Source organism: Cryobacterium sp. Hz9 (assembly GCF_004402825.1).
Classification (GTDB): Bacteria; Actinomycetota; Actinomycetes; order Actinomycetales; family Microbacteriaceae; genus Cryobacterium; species Cryobacterium gelidum.
In genome coordinates this window covers 101,564-120,519 of record NZ_SOFC01000011.1, presented here as the reverse complement: position 1 = coordinate 120,519, position 18,956 = coordinate 101,564, and the positions used below count along the sequence as shown (strand labels likewise).

The 18,956-nt window shown below is 64.3% G+C and carries 18 protein-coding genes; 15 read left to right on the top strand and 3 right to left on the bottom strand.

The features are described 5' to 3' along the window. From E3N85_RS04880 to E3N85_RS04850, 7 genes are all read left to right on the top strand, one after another. The gene (locus E3N85_RS04880) at positions 1-798 is read left to right on the top strand and encodes a F0F1 ATP synthase subunit delta (RefSeq protein ID WP_134460105.1); all 798 of its coding nucleotides are present in this window, start codon (positions 1-3) and stop codon (positions 796-798) included. Between the two features lie 114 nt (positions 799-912). After that, positions 913-2,550: a F0F1 ATP synthase subunit alpha gene (gene atpA, locus E3N85_RS04875; protein ID WP_134460748.1), complete on the top strand. Its 1,638-nt coding sequence runs from the start codon at positions 913-915 to the stop codon at positions 2,548-2,550. 66 nt (positions 2,551-2,616) lie between these two features. After that, positions 2,617-3,519, top strand: coding sequence for a F0F1 ATP synthase subunit gamma (locus E3N85_RS04870; RefSeq protein WP_134460102.1), 903 nt, complete (start codon positions 2,617-2,619; stop codon positions 3,517-3,519). A 33-nt stretch (positions 3,520-3,552) separates the two neighbouring features. Beyond that, a complete protein-coding gene (gene atpD / locus E3N85_RS04865; RefSeq protein WP_134460099.1) occupies positions 3,553-5,016 on the top strand; it encodes a F0F1 ATP synthase subunit beta in 1,464 nt (487 codons plus the stop codon). Between the two features lie 2 nt (positions 5,017-5,018). After that, on the top strand, positions 5,019-5,288 hold the full coding sequence (locus E3N85_RS04860; protein WP_134460096.1) for a F0F1 ATP synthase subunit epsilon: 270 nt from the start codon (positions 5,019-5,021) through the stop codon (positions 5,286-5,288). A 20-nt stretch (positions 5,289-5,308) separates the two neighbouring features. Beyond that, positions 5,309-6,136, top strand: coding sequence for a YaaA family protein (locus E3N85_RS04855; RefSeq protein WP_134460093.1), 828 nt, complete (start codon positions 5,309-5,311; stop codon positions 6,134-6,136). Then, the gene (locus E3N85_RS04850; protein WP_134460092.1) at positions 6,133-7,182 is read left to right on the top strand and encodes a malate dehydrogenase; all 1,050 of its coding nucleotides are present in this window, start codon (positions 6,133-6,135) and stop codon (positions 7,180-7,182) included. The genes E3N85_RS04855 and E3N85_RS04850 overlap by 4 nt, the downstream gene beginning before the upstream one ends. Before the next feature lie 22 nt (positions 7,183-7,204). Here E3N85_RS04850 and E3N85_RS04845 read toward each other — a convergent pair whose 3' ends face one another. Beyond that, positions 7,205-7,717 carry a methylated-DNA--[protein]-cysteine S-methyltransferase gene (locus E3N85_RS04845; protein ID WP_134460089.1) on the bottom strand — a complete coding sequence of 171 codons (513 nt, stop codon included), beginning with the start codon at positions 7,715-7,717 and terminating at the stop codon, positions 7,205-7,207. Positions 7,718-7,853: 136 nt separating this feature from the next. Here E3N85_RS04845 and E3N85_RS04840 point away from each other — a divergent pair, with 136 nt between their 5' ends. Continuing rightward, entirely contained in the window at positions 7,854-8,816 is a 963-nt protein-coding gene (locus E3N85_RS04840; protein ID WP_134460087.1) for an aldo/keto reductase, read from the top strand. 209 nt (positions 8,817-9,025) lie between these two features. Further along, a complete protein-coding gene (locus E3N85_RS04835) occupies positions 9,026-10,285 on the top strand; it encodes a DUF4192 domain-containing protein (protein ID WP_166783857.1) in 1,260 nt (419 codons plus the stop codon). A gap of 16 nt (positions 10,286-10,301) precedes the next feature. Here E3N85_RS04835 and E3N85_RS04830 read toward each other — a convergent pair whose 3' ends face one another. Further along, positions 10,302-11,732: an aspartate aminotransferase family protein gene (locus E3N85_RS04830; protein WP_134460081.1), complete on the bottom strand. Its 1,431-nt coding sequence runs from the start codon at positions 11,730-11,732 to the stop codon at positions 10,302-10,304. A 5-nt stretch (positions 11,733-11,737) separates the two neighbouring features. Next, a complete protein-coding gene (locus tag E3N85_RS04825) occupies positions 11,738-12,220 on the bottom strand; it encodes an Lrp/AsnC family transcriptional regulator (RefSeq protein WP_134460078.1) in 483 nt (160 codons plus the stop codon). Positions 12,221-12,343: 123 nt separating this feature from the next. Here E3N85_RS04825 and E3N85_RS04820 point away from each other — a divergent pair, with 123 nt between their 5' ends. From E3N85_RS04820 to E3N85_RS04795, 6 genes are all read left to right on the top strand, one after another. Further along, positions 12,344-13,780 carry a gamma-aminobutyraldehyde dehydrogenase gene (locus tag E3N85_RS04820; RefSeq protein ID WP_134460075.1) on the top strand — a complete coding sequence of 479 codons (1,437 nt, stop codon included), beginning with the start codon at positions 12,344-12,346 and terminating at the stop codon, positions 13,778-13,780. 105 nt (positions 13,781-13,885) lie between these two features. Next, complete coding sequence (locus E3N85_RS04815) at positions 13,886-14,689, top strand: PP2C family serine/threonine-protein phosphatase (protein WP_370289062.1); 804 nt, start codon at positions 13,886-13,888, stop codon at positions 14,687-14,689. A gap of 54 nt (positions 14,690-14,743) precedes the next feature. Then, on the top strand, positions 14,744-15,094 hold the full coding sequence (locus E3N85_RS04810; RefSeq protein ID WP_134460072.1) for a zinc ribbon domain-containing protein YjdM: 351 nt from the start codon (positions 14,744-14,746) through the stop codon (positions 15,092-15,094). A 12-nt stretch (positions 15,095-15,106) separates the two neighbouring features. Beyond that, a complete protein-coding gene (locus E3N85_RS04805; RefSeq protein ID WP_241978307.1) occupies positions 15,107-15,688 on the top strand; it encodes an FHA domain-containing protein in 582 nt (193 codons plus the stop codon). Positions 15,689-15,794: 106 nt separating this feature from the next. Further along, complete coding sequence (locus tag E3N85_RS04800) at positions 15,795-16,100, top strand: hypothetical protein (protein ID WP_134460069.1); 306 nt, start codon at positions 15,795-15,797, stop codon at positions 16,098-16,100. Positions 16,101-16,127: 27 nt separating this feature from the next. Next, positions 16,128-18,896: an FtsK/SpoIIIE domain-containing protein gene (locus E3N85_RS04795; RefSeq protein WP_134460066.1), complete on the top strand. Its 2,769-nt coding sequence runs from the start codon at positions 16,128-16,130 to the stop codon at positions 18,894-18,896. Positions 18,897-18,956: the final 60 nt, after the last annotated feature.

The following is an 18,956-nucleotide window of genomic DNA, read 5'->3' as shown; positions in this document are numbered from 1 at the left end:
ATGGGAAGCGCCACCAGAGAAGCACTCGCCACATCGAGGGCGGCACTGTCCGTTCCCGACGGCACGACTGATCTGGCGACGGGCGAAAGCCTCTTCGGGGCCGGTCGTGTGATCGGGTCGTCGTCCCAGCTTGTGTCGGCCCTGGGCGATGCGTCAGCGGAGCCGTCCGCCAAGGTCACTCTCGTTCGTGCCGTCTTCGGACGCGACGTGACGCCTCGGGCGCTCGACCTGCTTGCCGCCGCCGTTGCCGAACGCTGGTCCAGCCACGACGACCTGCTGGCCGGGATCGAAGAACTGGGCCTGCGGGCATCCGCATTGTCTGCTGCGGCCGGAACGTCAATCGAGGGCGAACTGTTCGCCTTCGGCAAGACGGTGTCGTCGGACGCTGGGCTGGAGCTGGCCCTGGCCAGCAAGCTCGGAAAAGTCGACGCTAAAGCCGCCCTGGTTGAGAAGCTCTTGGCCGGTAAAGTCTCCGGTCAGACGCTCGCCATTGTGCGGCATCTGGTTCAGCAGCCTCGCGGCCGCCGCATCGGTGAACTGCTGCGACACGCAGCAGCTATCGTGGCCGACCAGTCCGGCACGTCGATCGCGACCGTGACGTCGGCGAGCGTTCTGGCGCCCGCCCAGCTCGACCGCTTGCAGAAGAACCTCCAGGAACGCCACGGACGCGCACTCACCATCAACCAGGTCGTCGACCCGGCCCTGGTGGGTGGAGTACGCGTGCAAATCGGCGATCTGGTGATCGACGGCAGCATCGCAACCCGCCTTGCAGATCTGAGACTTCAGCTCGCTCGCTGAGTACCAGCAGGATCGGTACCAGCAGCACCATAAACCCAGCAGCACCAGATGACCCAGGGCGGCAGCGTCCTCGAACAGACAGAACCTGTACCCCCGTACAGAAAAGGGAAGATGATGGCAGAACTAACGATCAGCCCCGATGAGATCCGTGGCGCTCTCCAGGACTTCGTGAAGTCCTACGAGCCGAACAAGACATCAACGACCGAGGTCGGCTACGTCACCACGGCCGGCGACGGTATCGCCCACGTTGAGGGCTTGCCCGGTGTGATGGCCAACGAGCTCATCAAATTCGCCGACGGCACCCTGGGCCTGGCCCAGAACCTCGACGAAGATGAGATCGGCGTCGTCGTGCTCGGCGAGTTCGGCGGCATCGTTGAGGGCATGGAGGTGCACCGCACCGGCGAGGTTCTCTCCGTTCCCGTCGGCGACGGTTACCTCGGCCGTGTCGTCGACCCGCTCGGCGCCCCCATTGACGGACTCGGAGACATCGCGACCGAAGGCCGTCGTGCCCTCGAACTGCAGGCTCCCGGCGTAATGAGCCGCAAGTCGGTCCACGAACCGATGCAGACCGGTATCAAGGCCATCGACGCCATGATCCCGATCGGCCGCGGCCAGCGTCAGCTGATCATCGGCGACCGCCAGACCGGCAAGACCGCGATCGCGATCGACACCATCATCAACCAGAAGGCCAACTGGGAGTCGGGCGACAGCAACAAGCAGGTTCGTTGCATCTACGTCGCCATCGGCCAGAAGGGTTCCACCATCGCTTCGGTGAAGGGTGCACTCGAGGATGCCGGAGCGATGGAGTACACCACCATCGTCGCTGCTCCCGCCTCTGATCCGGCCGGCTTCAAGTACCTCGCCCCGTACACCGGTTCCGCCATCGGCCAGCACTGGATGTACGCCGGTAAGCACGTTCTCATCGTCTTCGATGACCTCTCCAAGCAGGCCGAGGCCTACCGCGCCGTATCACTGCTTCTGCGTCGTCCGCCGGGACGCGAAGCGTACCCCGGAGACGTCTTCTACCTGCACTCTCGTCTGCTCGAGCGTTGTGCCAAGCTCTCCGACGAGCTCGGTGCGGGATCGATGACCGGTCTTCCGATCATCGAAACCAAGGCCAACGACGTTGCCGCCTACATTCCGACCAACGTGATTTCGATCACCGACGGCCAGATCTTCCTGCAGTCCGACCTGTTCAACGCCAACCAGCGTCCCGCTGTCGACGTCGGCATCTCGGTCTCTCGTGTCGGTGGCGACGCGCAGGTCAAGTCGATCAAGAAGGTTTCCGGCACGCTCAAGCTTGAGTTGGCCCAGTATCGTTCACTCGAAGCTTTCGCGATGTTCGCCTCCGACCTGGACGCGGCCAGCCGTCGTCAGCTCGCCCGCGGTGCCCGCCTCACCGAACTGCTGCGTCAGCCGCAGTACTCGCCGTATCCCGTCGAGGACCAGGTCGTCTCGATCTGGGCCGGTATCAACGGCAAGCTCGACGAGGTTCCCGTTGCGGACGTGCTGCGCTTCGAACGCGAGCTGCTCGACTTCCTCGGCCGCAACACCGAGATCCTGAAGAACCTGCGCGAGACCAACGTTCTCTCTGACGAGACCGTGCAAGCTCTCACCGCAGGCGTGGACAAGTTCAAGCTCGAATTCCAGACCGGCGAAGGCAAGCCGCTTGCCTCGGTGGGCACGGAGAAATTCGAGGCTATCGCCGTCGAAGACGTCAACCAGGAAAAAATCGTCAAGCACCGTCGGTAGTCCGCGCGGACTCTGACGACGCAGTAACACTGATGACAACGAACTGAAAGACAAGGAAGCAGACACATGGGAGCGCAACTTCGGGTCTACCGGCAGAAGATCAAGTCTGCCCAGACGACCAAGAAGATCACTCGGGCCATGGAGCTGATCTCCGCCTCGCGCATCCAGAAAGCGCAGGCGCGGGTCGCTGCGTCGACCCCGTATTCGCGAGCGGTGACGCGTGCCGTTTCAGCGGTGGCCACGTACTCGAACGTCGAGCACGTGCTAACCACCGAGCCGGAGAAGATCGAGCGCGCAGCGGTCGTCATCTTCGCCTCCGACCGAGGCTTGGCCGGCGCGTTCAGCTCGCAGGTTTTGCGGGAGGCGGAGTCGCTCAGCGAGCTGCTCCGTGGCCAGGGCAAGGAAATCTCCTATTTCCTGATCGGCCGGAAGGCCATCGCCTACTTCAGCTTTCGCAACCGCACGTCGGAGCGAGTCTGGACCGGTGGAACCGATCAGCCGCAGTTTGAAACGGCCAAGGAAATCGGCGAAGCACTGCTGGAGTCATTCCTCACGGACTACTCCGACGGCGGCGTCGACGAGATACACATCGTCTACAACCGTTTCGTGAGCATGGTCACGCAGGTTCCCGAAGTTGTTCGGCTGCTTCCCCTCGAGGTCGTTGAGGGGGTGGAAGAACCCGGCGACAACAAGGTTCTTCCGCTCTACGAGTTCGAACCCGACGTCGAAACGGTTTTGGACAGCCTTCTTCCGGTGTACATCGAGAGTCGTCTGTTCAACGCCATGCTGCAGTCGGCGGCCTCCGAGCACGCGAGTCGCCAGAAGGCCATGAAGTCGGCAAGCGACAACGCCGACAAGTTGATCACGGACTACACACGCCTGTCGAACAACGCGCGTCAGTCTGAGATTACCCAGCAGATTTCCGAGATCGTGGGTGGAGCCGACGCGCTCTCATCCGCTAAGAAGTAGTTCACATGTCCCATGGGCAGAGAAGAGAGAGCAATGACTGACACCGCAATCGCGCCAGTCCGGGCGGAGGACACGGCCGGCTCTGTTGGCCGCATCGCGCGCGTCACGGGCCCCGTTGTCGACATCGAGTTTCCGCATGACTCGATCCCCGGCATCTACAACGCCCTGAAGACCACGATCACCATCGGTGACCAGTCGAACGAGATCACTCTCGAGGTTGCACTGCACCTCGGTGACGACCTCGTTCGCGCCATCGCGCTGAACCCGACCGACGGACTCGTCCGCGGCCAGGAAGTTCGCGACACCGGCAGCCCCATCACGGTTCCGGTTGGAAACGTCACCAAGGGCAAGGTCTTCAACGTCATCGGTGAGGTGCTCAACGCCCAGCCCGGCGAAAAGATCGAGATCACCGAGCGCTGGCCCATCCATCGCAAGCCCCCGGCCTTCGACCAGCTCGAGTCCAAGACTCAGCTGTTCGAAACCGGAATCAAGGTCATCGACCTTCTCACGCCGTATGTTCTCGGTGGAAAGATCGGCCTGTTCGGTGGTGCCGGAGTCGGCAAGACCGTGCTGATCCAGGAAATGATCCAGCGCGTCGCGCAGGATCACGGTGGAGTATCGGTGTTCGCCGGAGTCGGTGAGCGTACCCGTGAGGGCAACGACCTCATTGCCGAGATGGAAGAAGCCGGCGTCTTCGACAAGACCGCGCTCGTCTTCGGCCAGATGGACGAGCCGCCGGGAACGCGCCTGCGCGTCGCGCTCTCCGCCCTCACGATGGCTGAGTACTTCCGCGACGTGGAAAAGCAAGACGTCTTGCTCTTCATCGACAACATCTTTCGCTTCACCCAGGCCGGTTCCGAGGTGTCGACCCTGCTGGGCCGTATGCCGTCCGCCGTGGGCTACCAGCCCAACCTGGCTGATGAGATGGGTATCCTGCAGGAGCGCATCACGTCGACCCGTGGCCACTCGATCACCTCCCTCCAGGCGATCTATGTCCCTGCCGATGACTACACCGACCCGGCACCGGCGACCACCTTCGCCCACCTGGATGCCACGACCGAGCTGTCCCGAGCGATCGCGTCGAAGGGCCTGTATCCGGCCGTCGACCCGCTGACCTCGACCAGTCGTATCCTCGACCCCCGTTACCTGGGTGCCGATCACTACAACACGGCCGTGCGCGTCAAGGCGATCCTGCAGAAGAACAAGGAACTCCAGGAGATCATCGCGATCCTCGGCGTTGACGAGCTCTCCGAGGAAGACAAGGTCACGGTTTCCCGTGCCCGCCGCATCGAGCAGTTCCTGTCGCAGAACACCTACATGGCGAAGAAGTTCACCGGTGTCGAGGGTTCGACGGTTCCGCTCAAGGACACCATCGAGTCGTTCACCGCAATCGCCAACGGTGAGTTCGACCACGTGGCCGAGCAGGCCTTCTTCAACGTCGGTGGCATCAACGACGTTGAAGAGAAGTGGGCTCAGATTCAGAAGGAGAACGGCTAAGCATGGCAAAGTCGCTGTCCGTCAGCATCGTGTCGGCCGACCACCAGGTCTGGACCGGCGAAGCGTCGATGGTTGTAGCCAAGACCGTCGAGGGCGAGATCGGCATCCTCGCCGGTCACGAGCCCATGCTGGCGATTCTGGCGCTGGGTGACGTGCGCCTGACCCTGCCTGACGGCTCGAAGGTTCTGGCCAAGGCAGAGGATGGGTTCTTGTCGGTCGATAACGACACGGTCACCATCGTGGCCCGCACGGCCGAACTCGTGGGTTCATAACACCTGCGTCTGTCACACCAGTGCTGATACTGCTTCCGCCGTCGGAGACGAAACGCTCCGGCGGCGAAGCTGTACCCCTGAACTGGTCGCTGTTGGCGCACCCGGGCCTGAATGTGAAACGCCGGGTACTTGCGCGGGCGCTCGTCGCCCTGGCGCGGCATCCGGAAGCTGCTCGTGCCGCCCTCAAACTGGGCCGCACGCAGCTGTTCGAGATCGACCGTAATCGCGAATTATTGTCCTCTCCGACGCTCGCGGTCATTGACCGGTATACCGGCGTCCTGTTCGACGGACTGGATGCTGGAACCCTCTCGGTGGCTCAGCGTGACTTCGCGCACGCCCACCTCGTCGTGCACTCCGCACTCCTTGGGCCCCTCGCTGCGCTTGACCCGATACCGGCGTACCGGCTCTCGCATGATTCGCGCGTGCCGAATGTGACCGTGGCCAATCACACGTTGAAACAGCACTGGAGCGCTGACATTCAGAAACTCCTCGGCCAGACCGGGGGGTTGCTGCTGGACCTGCGGTCGGAGGCCTATGTGGCTCTCGGCGCCCGACCCGTCCGACCGGAGTCGTTCTATCTGCGGGTCGTCGCCGACGGCGGGGACGGTCAGAAGCGTGCCCTGAACCACTTCAATAAGAAGTCCAAGGGCGAATTCACCCGGGCCCTGCTCGAACACGAACACGATTTTGCGAGTGCGGCTGAACTCATCGATTGGGCCGGATCTGTTGGAATTCGCCTGGAGCACGGTGCGCCCGGCGAGCTCGAACTGGTCGTGGAGCAACATCTCGCGTCAGCGGGCCGCGCGGCATCATCCACGATCTATAACGGGGTTAAGCTAGGCGCGTGACTACAGACGCCAGCACCGTACCCGAAGCGGCAACCGTAAACGTTCCCGTTGCCCGGCAACCGGTTCGTGTGACCGTCACCGGTGCGGGCGGTCAGATCGGTTATGCGCTCGTGTTTCGCATCGCCGCCGGAGCGTTACTCGGCACGACGACGCCGATTCACCTGACTCTGTTGGAAATACCGGAAGGTGTGAAGGCGGCCGAGGGCACCGCCCTGGAACTCGAAGACTGTGCCTTCGATCTGCTGCGGGGGGTGACGGTCACCGATGATCCCGCTGTCGCATTCGATGGCGTGAACATCGCAGTGTTGGTCGGCTCTCGCCCGCGCGGTCCGGGCATGGAACGCGCCGATCTGCTCGAAGCCAACGGGCGCATCTTTGGGCCGCAGGGTGCCGCCATCAACGCGGGCGGCGCCGATGATGTGCGCGTGCTCGTGGTGGGTAACCCGGCCAACACGAACGCGCTCATTGCGGCCGCACACGCGCCCGACGTGCCGTCGGACCGCTTTTGCGCAATGACGCGGCTCGATCACAACCGGGCCGTCGGGCAATTGGCGAATCACCTCGACGTCAGCGTGGGGGCGATTCACGGGCTGACCGTGTGGGGAAACCATTCGGCCAGTCAATATCCGGATGTCTTTCACGCGACGGCAGGCGGCCGTGCGGTTCGCGAGCTCGTCGATGAGCGGTGGCTGGCAGAGACCTTCATTCCGCGAGTCGCCCAGCGTGGCTCCGAGATCATCGCCGTGCGTGGCGGTTCGTCCGTCGCCTCCGCCGCCAACGCCGCCATCGACCACGTGCGTGACTGGGTTACCGGCCGCGGTGTGGACTGGACCAGCGCCGGAGTGGTCTCTGATGGCTCGTATGACGTTCCGGCTGGATTGGTCTGTTCCTTCCCGGTGCGATCCGTTGATGGGCAGTGGCGCATCGTGCCCGCGCTGCAGCTGAACGAATTCTCGCGCAGCCGCATAGCAGCCTCTGTCGCGGAGTTGGTGGAGGAGCGCGACGCAGTGCGGGCGCTTGGCCTGCTCCCGCTCGCTCGGCGCTGAACCGACGGGGAGTTCGGCGCGGTTATCGGTGTGCGATTTTCTCGTGGTCGAGCAGCCAGGCCTTGGTCGTGATGCCTTGACCGGCGCTGTAGCCGGTGATCTGGCCGCTCGTCGCGAGCACGCGGTGACAGCCGATGATGATCGGCACGGGATTCGCGCCGACGGCCCCGCCGATGGCGCGGCCCGATCCGACCCGTCCGATCTCGCTGCCGAGCGCACCGTACGAGATGACGTCGCCGAATTTCAGGGTCGCCAGCCGCGCCCAGACGCTGCGTTGAAACTCGGTGCCCCGCGTCAGATGCACGGGAAGGTCGAAGGTCTGGCGGGTTCCGGCGAAGTACTCATCGAGTTGTTCGGCCGCACGCTGCAACACCGGGGAGGGCGTCTCCGCGGTCGCGTCGAGGGGCAGCTGGCCGTTGGTTTCAATGGAAAGAGTGAGGATGCCCCCCGCGTCTGCGGTGAGTTCGAGTCGGCCGATGGGGCTGGGAAGACGAAGGAGCGCGTGATTTGTTCGCGGCGTCGGGATGCTGTCCATGATTCGACTGTAGCCGCCGACCCTGTTATCACTTCGCGGGTTTCGGACATCGGTACACAACGGCCCCGCACCCCGCCTGTGCAGGAGGTGCAGATTGGTTCGCCAGAAACGGATGCTGCGCCCCTAGTCTGTAGGGATGGCTCAGATTGAATATCGCAGACTTGGCTCTTCCGGACTGACCGTATCGACAGTCGGGCTCGGCTGCAACAATTTCGGCCGCACGGGAACAGCGTCGGAGAATCAGGACGGCACGACGGCGGTGATCGACGCGGCACTCGAGGCGGGGGTGACGTTGTTCGACACGGCCGATATCTACGGTGCCGAGCGCGGCCTGAGCGAAACGCTCATGGGGCATTCCCTCCGCGGTAAACGCGATCAGATCGTGCTTGCCTCCAAATTCGGCATGGACATGGGCGGGTTGAACGGGGCGGACTGGGGCGCACGCGGCTCGCGCCGCTACATCCGCCTGGCTGTCGAGGCCTCCCTCAGACGCTTGCAGACCGACTGGATCGATCTGTACCAGCTGCACGTGCCGGACCCTTCGACACCGATCGAGGAGACCCTCGCCACGCTTGACGACCTCATCACCGAGGGCAAGATTCGGTATATCGGTCATTCCAACCTGGCCGGCTGGCAGATCGCCGAAGCCGAGTTCACCGCGCGCATGAACGGACACCCCGCGTTCATCTCCAGCCAGAACGAATACAGCCTGCTCGTCCGGGACGTCGAGGACGAGGTGTTGCCAGCGGTGAATGCATTCGGTCTGGGCTTCTTGCCGTTCTTTCCGTTGTATAACGGCTTGTTCACCGGCAAATTCTCCCGTACCGGTGGCCCGGCCGACAGCCGGATCATGATGATCCGACGCCACCTCGCCGACGACGCCCCGTGGGATGTGATCGAGCGATATCAGGAATGGTGCGACGCGCGCGGAGTGAGCATGCTCGCGGCGACATTCGCCTGGCTCCTGGCGCAGCCCGGCCTGACCAGCGTCATCGCCGGTGCCACCAAGCCAGAGCAGATCATTCAAAACGCGACGGCGGCCACCTCATGGAACCCGTCCGCCGACGAAGTCGCATACATTTCGAACCTCTTCGCCTGACCTCAGGATCGACTCCGCGCGCATTGTGCTCGACGGCTATGACACCGTGCTCGACGACTATGACGTGCTCGACGACCAGGGCAACGCTGTGCGCGCCGACGAAATGCTGCTGCTCGCCGCGCTTCCTCCCCAGCAATAGACCCGCCCGGTTCATCCTCAGATGCGGGCGGGGCGGCCATTGCGGGTACGCTCCCCGGCACAGTGGCTGCATGCAACCCACCATTGTCAAAGCTCAGAAGGCACAAGACTTTCTGGCACTCGTTCCCCAGTTGCTCGGTTTTCTGCCCGAGACCAGCGCGGTTCTGGTTGCTTTTCGCGGCAACCGCACCTGCGGTGCGCTGCGTTTCAACCTGCCAGAACCAGGCGCACCCCAGAAGGTGTACAAGCGCATTGCGACGACTCTCGCCGGCATGCTGTGCAAGATTCCGGGAGTCGACGCTGTCGTTCCGGTCCTGTACACCGGGGCGTCCTTCGCGAGCACCACCGGCATCCCGGGTGAACGGTTTGCCGAGATCTTGAATCGGCGACTCGAGCTGAGCGGTTTTCTGCTGCGAGATTCTCTGTGTGTAGCAGCGGATGCCTGGGGCAGCTATCGTGACCCGCAGTGCCCGGCGGGCGGGCATCCGCTCAGTGACATCGCAGAGTCGCCGGTGTTCGAGGCGGCGACGACCGCCGCAGAGCATCCGCTTGGCACCTTGCAGAACGGCGTCGAGCCGATCGGTGTTGATTCGGCCACCAAGGAACGCCTGGCCAGGGTCTACCGGCGGTACCACCGCCTGCTCATGCGGGCTGAGAACGCTCCGGCATTATTTCCCACCCTTGGTTTTATGCTCGACCCGGTCATGATCGCCGAGGAGGCGCTGACCTGGCAGAATCCCCCCTCGGAGGAGAACGCCGCGGCACTGCTCGTGCTCGTGCAGTCGCCGCCCAATCGCGACCAGATCATGGTGCAGTTCGCGTTCGGGCGTGCAGAGGGAATGCGCGCCCACGAACTCAATCGGCGATACGCACGACTCCAGTCCGAAACCGGGCGCAGTCTCGACGACCTGGTCACCGAGGAGATGCACGCCGGCGACCCGAACGCCAAGCACACCGGCGACATCATGCTTGGCCTGCAGCGTGAACGACCCGACGTTGACCGGATCCGCATCGCGATCACCCTGCTGCGTACCGTCGTCGCGATGGCGCCGCGCGCGGCCCGGCCCGCGCCGCTCTGCATGCTGGCATGGCTGTCGTGGGCTCTCGGCAGCGGTTCCGTGGCCGGAATCTTCGTGGACCGGGCGCTCGTCATCGACTCGCAGTACAGCATGGCGACCCTGCTGGACCTGCTGCTCACGTCGGGGCACCTGCCGGAGTGGGCGTTCGCGGTGCCGCGCACTGGCGAGGAGGAAAACGACGGCTACGCACGCGACGAAGACTTTGATCAAGACTTTGATGAAGACCTCGACGAGCGCGCAGCCGGCCGCTGAACCCGGCCTCCATCAACTACATGTGCTGTGGTGCCTCCGAGAGCACCCCGTGCAGAATCTCGCCGATCTCAGCGAATTCATTCGGGCCGATCGTCAGCGGGGGAGCGAGCTGGATGACCGGGTCGCCACGGTCATCGGCGCGGCAGTACAAGCCAGCGTCGTAGAGCGCCTTCGACAGGTAGCCGCGCAGCAGACGCTCCGACTCCTCGTCGTTGAAGGTTTCCTTCGTGCCCTTGTCCTTGACCAGTTCGATGCCGAAGAAGTAACCGGCGCCGCGCACGTCGCCGACGATTGGCAGATCGAGCAGTTTCTCCAGCTCCTGGCGGAACAGGGGCGAGTTCTTTCGAACGTTCTCGTTGATTTTCTCCTCTTCGAAAATGTCGAGGTTGGCCAGGGCCACGGCCGAGGAGACCGGGTGGCCACCGAAGGTGTAGCCGTGGTAGAAGGTCGTATCGCCGTGTCTGAACGGTTCGTAGATGCGGTCGCTGACAATGGTCGCGCCGATCGGTGAGTATCCGCTCGTCATGCCCTTGGCACAGGTGATCATGTCGGGCTGGATATTGTAGGTCGTCGAGGCGAACATGTTGCCGATGCGCCCGAACGCCGTGATGACCTCGTCGGCGACCAAGAGTACGTCGTACTTGTCGCAGATTTCGCGCACGCGCTTGAAATAGCCGGGCGGCGGTGGAAAGCAGCCGCCGGAGTTCTGAACGGGCTCCAAGAACACGGCGGCGACAGTTTCGGGTCCTTCGAACTCGATCATCTCTTCGATGCGGTTCGCGGCCCACTGGCCGAACATTTCGAGATTGTCCCCGAGCCCGAGGCCCGGGCTCATCTCGTCGGCCCGATAGAAGTTCGTGTTGGGTACGCGGAACCCACCGGGGGTGACCGGCTCGAACATTTCCTTCATCGCTGGGATACCGGTGATGGCCAGTGCGCCCTGCGGTGTACCGTGATAGGCGACATTGCGGGAGATGACCTTGTGCTTGGTCGGGCGCCCCATCAGCTTCCAGTAGTACTTGGCGAGCTTGAACGCGGTCTCGACGGCTTCACCGCCGCCGGTCGAGTAGAACACCCGGTTGAGGTCGCCGGGAGCATAGGAGGCGAGCCGGTCTGCGAGTTCGATCGCGTTCGGGTGCGCGTAGGACCAGATCGGGAAGAACGCGAGTTCCTCGGCCTGCTTCGCGGCGACCTGGGCGAGACGTTTGCGTCCATGCCCGGCGTTGACCGTGAACAGGCCGCTCAGGCCGTCAATATACCGCTTGCCCTTGGAATCCCAGATGTGGTGGCCCTTGCCCTTGACGATGATGGGCACTCCGGCGCCGGATTCCATCACCGACTGACGCGAAAAATGCATCCAGAGGTGATCTTTGGCCTTCTGCTGCAACTCGGCGTTGTGGGCATCGCTGTAAGCGGTCGGTGCATCGACGGGTGTGGTGAGAGTCATTTTTTTTACCGTGTTCCCCAGTTGTAGAACTGTTTGCGGAGTTTGAGATAAACGAACGTCTCGGTGGAGAGGACTCCCTCGAGATTGCGAATCTTGGAGTTGAGTAGTTCGAGCAGTTCGTCGTCGTCTTCGCAGACAACCTCGGCAAGGATGTCAAAGGTGCCGGCCGTGAGCACGACGTAATCCACGGCATCGATTGCGGCCAGTTGCTCGGCGAGCACGCGGGTGTCGGCCGAAGCGCGGATGCCGATCATGGCCTGGCGAAAAAAACCCAGCTGCATCGGGTCTGTCACGGCGACGACTTGCATGACGCCTGAGTCGGTGAGCTTCTGCACTCGTTGGCGCACGGCCGCCTCGCTGAGACCGACGGCTTTGCCGATCTCCGCGTATGACCGACGCCCGTCGGCTTGAAGCTGTTCGATGATCTTTTTCGACACATCGTCGAGCTGAGCCGGCTTGGGCGGGTGACCGCGCCTTTGTCCATTCATTCATCGATTCTGTCAGTCCAAATACACTTCGGCAAGCGAATCAGTCGCACATTATGCAGATCACCGTTGATTTCATTTGTGGATCTGGGTGCAAATCAAAATGGAATAGGTACACTGATCCGCATGAGTGCCCCCGAACTACGCAACTTCATCAATGGCCAGTACGTCGACTCCACATCGTTGGATCGGTTCGACCTCGTCAATCCCGCGACCGAAACGGTCTACGGCAGTAGCCCGGTGTCGAATGCGTCCGACGTGGACACGGCCTACCGGGCTGCGGCATCCGCTTTCCAGATCTGGGGAGAGACGACACCGGCAGTGCGGCAGCTCGCGCTCTTTCGCATAGCGGATGCGGTGGAGGCGCGCGCGGAGGAATTCGCCGACGTCGAGTCGCTCGACACCGGGAAACCACGCTCCACCCTGGTCGACGATGAGATTATGCTCTCGGTCGACCAGATTCGCTTTTTTGCCGGCGCCGCCCGCACTCTCGAAGGCCGTGCGGCCGGCGAGTATATGACCGACCACACTTCTTTCATCCGGCGGGAGCCGATCGGCGTCGTTGGCCAGGTCACACCCTGGAACTACCCCTTGAATATGGCGGTCTGGAAGTTTGCGCCCGCCCTCGCCGCCGGTAATACCACGGTGCTCAAACCGTCTGATACGACCCCGAGCGCGACCCTGCTGCTCGCCGAAATCGCTGCGGAATTCTTGCCAGATGGCGTGCTCAACGTGATCACCGGAGACCGCACGACCGGCGCGGCCATGATTGACCACAAGACCCCGCAGCTCGTCTCAATCACCGGTTCGGTTCGGGCCGGAATGGCCGTGGCCGAGGCTGCGTCACACGACCTCAAGCGGGTGCACCTGGAATTGGGAGGAAAGGCACCGGTGATCGTGTTCGACGACGCCGATATTGAACTCGCCGTTGCCGGGATCGTCGCCGCCGGCTTCTTCAACGCCGGCCAGGACTGCACCGCGGCTACCCGGCTGCTCGTGCAGGGCGGCATTCACGACGAATTCGTCGCCGCGCTCGCCGCCTACGCTCGGGACAATGCCCGCACGGGAACTCCCACCGAGCAGGGGATCTTGTTCGGACCGGTCAACAACGCCAACCAGCTTGCCCAGGTCTCTGGCTTTGTCGACCGGCTGCCCGACCACGCCGTGCTCGAACTCGGCGGTCATCGGTTGGGTACCACCGGGTATTTTCACGAAGCGACCATCGTCAGTAATCTGCTGCAGTCCGACGAGGCGGTACAGCAGGAGATCTTCGGCCCGATGATGACCGTGCAGCGTTTCACCGACAAGGCCGAGGCGCTGCGGTGGGCGAACGACGTGCAGTACGGTCTGGCATCGTCGGTATGGACCCGCGATCACGGTCGCGCGATGCGCTTGGCCAAACACCTCGACTTCGGCTGCGTGTGGATCAACACGCACATTCCGATCGTTGCCGAGATGCCGCACGGCGGTTTCAAACACTCCGGCTACGGTAAAGACCTCTCGATGTACGGGTTCGAGGACTACACGCGCCTCAAGCATGTGATGTCGTACATCGGGCACTAGTCGGTCCGGTGGGCCCGAGTGGTGACGTTATTATGGTCCAAGTCCTTCGGTGAACGTTGGAACGGCGGGGACGGTTTCGTGCCCCACACTCGGAAGGCACCACCCGTGACCCAGATTGGTCAAGGTTCGACCGAATTTCGCGTCGAACTGTCCAGCGTCGCAACGACGGTAACACTGGCTTGGGCAGCCCTGACCGATGTCGGTCATCGCCGCGAGGTCAACGAAGACAGCTTGCTTGCCGCACCGCCGCTGTTCGCCGTCGCCGACGGAATGGGCGGTCACTCGGCCGGCGATGTCGCCAGCGGTGCCGTCGTAACCAGGCTCGCGGAGCTCTCCGGAACGCTCGTCGCCGAGGCCGAATCGATCGATCGGGCACTCGCTCTCGCGGTTGAAGACATGGCGCAGGGTGTCGGAGTCACCGATCAGGGTACCGGCACCACGGTGACCGGCGTCGCATTGGCCCTGGTGTCGGATAACGTCAGCTGGATTGTGTACAACATCGGTGACTCACGGGTGTACCAGCTGACCGGCGGTATTCTCGAGCAAATCACCAACGATCACTCGGTCGTGCAGGAACTGGTCGACGCCGGGCGCATCACCCGCGAAGAGGCCGACGTACACCCCCACGGCAATATCATCACTCGCGCCGTCGGCTTCCACGAACCGCCGATTCCCGACTACCGTATCGTGCCGCTTCAGGCCGGCATGCGCATTCTGATCTGTTCCGACGGTCTCACCAAGGAACTCACCTCCTACGGCATCCGGCATTTTCTGCTCGAAAAGAAGCTCGCACAGGATGCCGTCGCGGCGATGGTCGAGGCGGCCTTGGAAAATGGTGGTCGCGACAACGTCACGGCGATCGTGGTCGACGTGCTCGCGGTCGAACCGTACGAGACGCCCGAAGCCTGACCGCGTCAGCCGCCTGCCGTCCCCGTCCCCGGGCAGTCGCGTATCATAAAACGAGTGGATGAGACCCTGCCCCCGTGCCCTGAATGCTCCAGCGACCTGACCTACGAGATGGGCGCGTTGCTGGCTTGCCCGCTCTGCGCTCACGAATGGTCGAACGAGCCGGCGGACGACGAGCAGGATCAGGAAACCGTGGTCAAGGACGCCTTTGGAACCGTCCTGAACGACGGGGACACCATTTCGATCATCAAGGACCTCAAGGTCAAGGGCCAGTCGTTGTCGATCAAGGTCGGCACCAAGGTGCGCAACATTCGCCTCTCCGATCCGGTCGACGGCCACGACATCGACTGCAAGGTCGATGGTTTCGGCTTCATGCAGCTCAAGTCCAGCGTGGTCAAGAAGGTCTAGGTCGAGCCGATCGTGACCTGTCAGATATGCGGTGCCTCGTTGCCGGTTGGGGCTATGTTCTGCGGTGGATGCGGCAGCTCCCGCACCGCCACCGCGGAGTCGCGCAAGCGCCCGGACCCCCGCCCGAACGACACGACGATCATTGCGCGCCTGCCGCGCCCGACCGGCGTCATTTCTGTGCCGATTCCCGCAGGCGTTGCGACTACCGCGCCGACCGCCGCACCGACTACCGCACCGACCACCGCACCGACCGCCGCGCTGCCGAGCAGCGTGACCTTCGTCATGAGCTTCAGCACCGGCCAGCGGGTGTCGGTGCAGGGCTCCGGTCTGATTGGACGAAAACCCTTGCCCCAGCCCGACGAGATTTTCGACGATCTGATTTGGGTGACGGATGCCGACCGATCCGTCTCGAAGACCCACCTCGAATTCGGCCAGCACGATGGCGAGTTCTGGGTCAGCGACCGCGTCTCGGGCAACGGTACGGTGATTCGCCGACCCGGCGAAACGGCCGAGTCGCTCGAACCAGGACGACGGTACGTCCTGCCGCGCGGTACCCGGGTCGAGATCGCAGACCACTCCTTCAGCGTCGCCTGAGGCGCTCGACCCAGGATGGCTCCTGCACCGGCGAGCACAACGCCGGTTGTGCACTGATAGCCCGATCGTGGTCCCTCCGTGGTCGCCGATCTGGTCTGCTGGACCCGTGTCCGCCGTCGATGAAACCCTGTCCCTGCCGCCCGCGCCGGCTGCGCTGCCGCACGTTGGGTTTCCGCTACTGGCCACGGTGGCGCCCCTGGTCGCCGCTGGAGTGATCTGGATGATCACCGGCTCGGCCTTTGCGCTGATCTTCGCCGTTCTCAGCCCGATCATCCCGGTGGCCAGCATGTTCGATTCGAAACGCTCGGGTCGCAACCGCCACCGTGCCGAGACGGCTTCGCGCGCCGCGGCAGTGGCGCTGTTGCGTACGGTCATCGCCGAGCGTCAGTCCCGCCGGCGCGACGAAGCCTGACAACACACACCATCGGCCCGAAATATTGTGCTCGGCCGTGCGGCGGCCGCACGTTGGCGACAAACGGATGCCACGCTCGTCGCGCTCGGGACGGGCCCGGTTGCGAGCGGCATCAGACTCGGCGGGGCGAGCGCCACGAACGAGCACCGGGAACTTTCGGAGTGGGCCGCGACCGTCACCGGTGCCCCCATCGTCGTCGACCTGACCCACGGGCTCGGCATCGTCGGGCCGCCGCCGTTGGCGACCGCCCTTGCCCGCGCCGTGTTCGTGCAGCTCTGCTTTGCCCTGCCGCCGACCGACCTCGGCGTTTCTCCAGATGGTCTCACCGGTTCCACAAACTGGAACTGGGTGGCTCAGCTTCCACACGTCGCGTCGACGCCGAGCAGGTACACGCTTGTGCTGCGTGCGGCGGCGGCCGGAATGTCGAAGCCGGTCGTTAGTACCCCGGAACCCCGCGGCGTCGAGCCAGCCCGGGGGCGGCTGCTCCTTGCCGTGGCCACGCGGCTCGAAGATCTGCCCCCGGGCTGTGGAACGGTCGTGCGCGTCGGTGGGCCGGCACGGGCGCAGATTATCCGTTCGCCAAATCGCGCGCCGCCCCTCGATTTTTGCCCGGAACTGCTCGCAAGGGCCGAAGCGGTCACCTTCGCGGTGACGATTGCCGGGCAGGCCCGGGCCGCCGGACTCCTGACAGCGGCCGGGCAACTCCCGGACACGGTCCCCATTCTGGAACTGCTCGAGCAGGTCGAGCAGGTCGAGCAGGTCGAGCAGGTCGACAAGGCTGCCGCGATCGACGGGGCGATCGACCGGGCGATCGATCGGGATACGGCACCGCCAAGCCTCGACTGCCTGATCGGCGTGGGCCGCGACGGGCCGGTGCGCATCGACCTGGTGCAGTCCGGGCCGCACGCCGTGGTTGGAGGAACCACCGGCAGTGGCAAGAGCGAGCTCCTCACCACCTGGGTCGTGGCGCTCGCCGCGACCTACTCACCCGGCCAGGTGAACTTTCTGCTCATCGATTTCAAAGGCGGCGCTGCCTTTCAACCACTCGGTCGGCTGCCGCACTGCGTCGGCCTCATCACCGACCTCGACTCGAACACGGCCGCGCGAGCCCTGGCCAGTCTGGGGGCCGAACTTCGCTACCGTGAGCGCATGCTGAGCGAGGCCGGAGCGCGGGACGTGACCGACGTGCGGTTGGAGCACCCGCTTCCCCGGCTTGTCATCGTCGTCGATGAGTTCGCGACCATGCTTGGAGTGTTTCCTGAGCTGCACGCTCTCTTTGTCGACATCGCCGCCCGGGGACGGTCGCTCGGCGTCCACCTGATTTTGTGCACGCAACGGCCGGCCGGCGTGGTGCGTGACGCGCTGCTGGCGAACTGCAGCCTGCGATTGTCGCTGCGCGTGAATAACCGCGCCGACAGCCAGGCTGTGATCGGCACGGATGCCGCGGCCGCGTTGGCGCCGAATCAGCCCGGCCGGTGCATGATCGCCACCGAGTCGAGCGCGCCGGTGCTCTGCCAGGTGGCCACAACCGGGGATCTCGACATTGCGAGCATCGCCGCGGCCCCGCTGTCGATGCCCCGCACAGGCGCCCCGCGTCGTCCGTGGCTCGATGCGCTCCCGCCGCGGGTGACCGATGCCGACCTGCATGTGGCCGACCTGCAGGCTGCCGCCGCCGGCGAGGCCGTGACGACGGGCTACCGCCTCGGGTTGCTCGATGAACCCAACCGTCAGCGGTACCGCGTGTGTGCCTATAGTCCCTCCCACGACGGGAACCTGCTCGTCGTGGGAGGGGCGGGTTCGGGTAAATCCACGCTGCTGCGCACGCTCTCCCGGGTGGTCGAGCACCGGACCGAGGCCCAGCTGGTCACCGCCGACATCGAATCAGCCTGGGATGCCCTGGCGCAGATCAGTGCCCAGGTGGAAACGGGGCAGCAGACGTGGGAGTCGCCTCGGTTGATGCTCTTCGACGACTTTGACTCCGTGTGCGCCCGCTGGCAGCCAGACCATCGGCTAGCGGCCGTCGACCTGCTCACCGGGCTGCTGCGCGACGGACCGGCCGCCGGTGTGCACGTCGTCGTCGCCGTGCAGCGGCAGACCAGCATGGTTCCCGGTCTGGCTGCCCTCTGCCAGAGCACCCTGCTGTTGAAACTGCCCTCCGTGCAGGATCACCTTGCAGCCGGCGGACAATCAGCCAGTTACCACGCGTCGCTGCCGCCCGGCGGGGGAGTCTGGCGCAGCCTGCGCGTGCAGCTGGTGGCTCCCGTGCTGGCGCCGCCCGTGCCGCCCGGTGCGTCCATCCCGGCCCTGCCCATTCCAGCTTTGCCCATTCCAGCCCTACCCACGCACGGCCCGCTCCTGATCGTGTCGACGTCACCGGTCGGCACCGCAACCCGCCTGCGCGGTGCCTTGGGCGTGCCGGTGATCGAACTGGCGGGAACGAGCGGGCCGGCGGCATCCGCCCTGCTGGTGTCGGGGGAGGAGAGTCAGCCGGATGCCCCTGGCCAACTGATCGTCGTCGGTGACCCCGAAGCCTGGCAGGCGCACTGGACTCTGCTGGCGCGATTGCGCGGCTTCATTTCGAGCGGTCAGGCTGCGAGTGGGCAAACGGCGAGCGGCCCGGCCAGCCTGGTGTTCGACCGGTGCAGCCTGTCGGACTTTCGGCTGCTCAGTCACCGCCGGGAGCTTCCGCCGCCGCTGGCACCCGGGCGCGGACGAGTCTGGGTATTGCACCCCGACGGCGCGGTGACCCGGGCGACCTTGCCGGAGCCGGACTGCGGTGACAGCCCCGACCGGTGACAGCCCCGACCGGTGACAGCCCCGACCGGTGACAGCCCCGACCGGTGACAGGCCCGACCG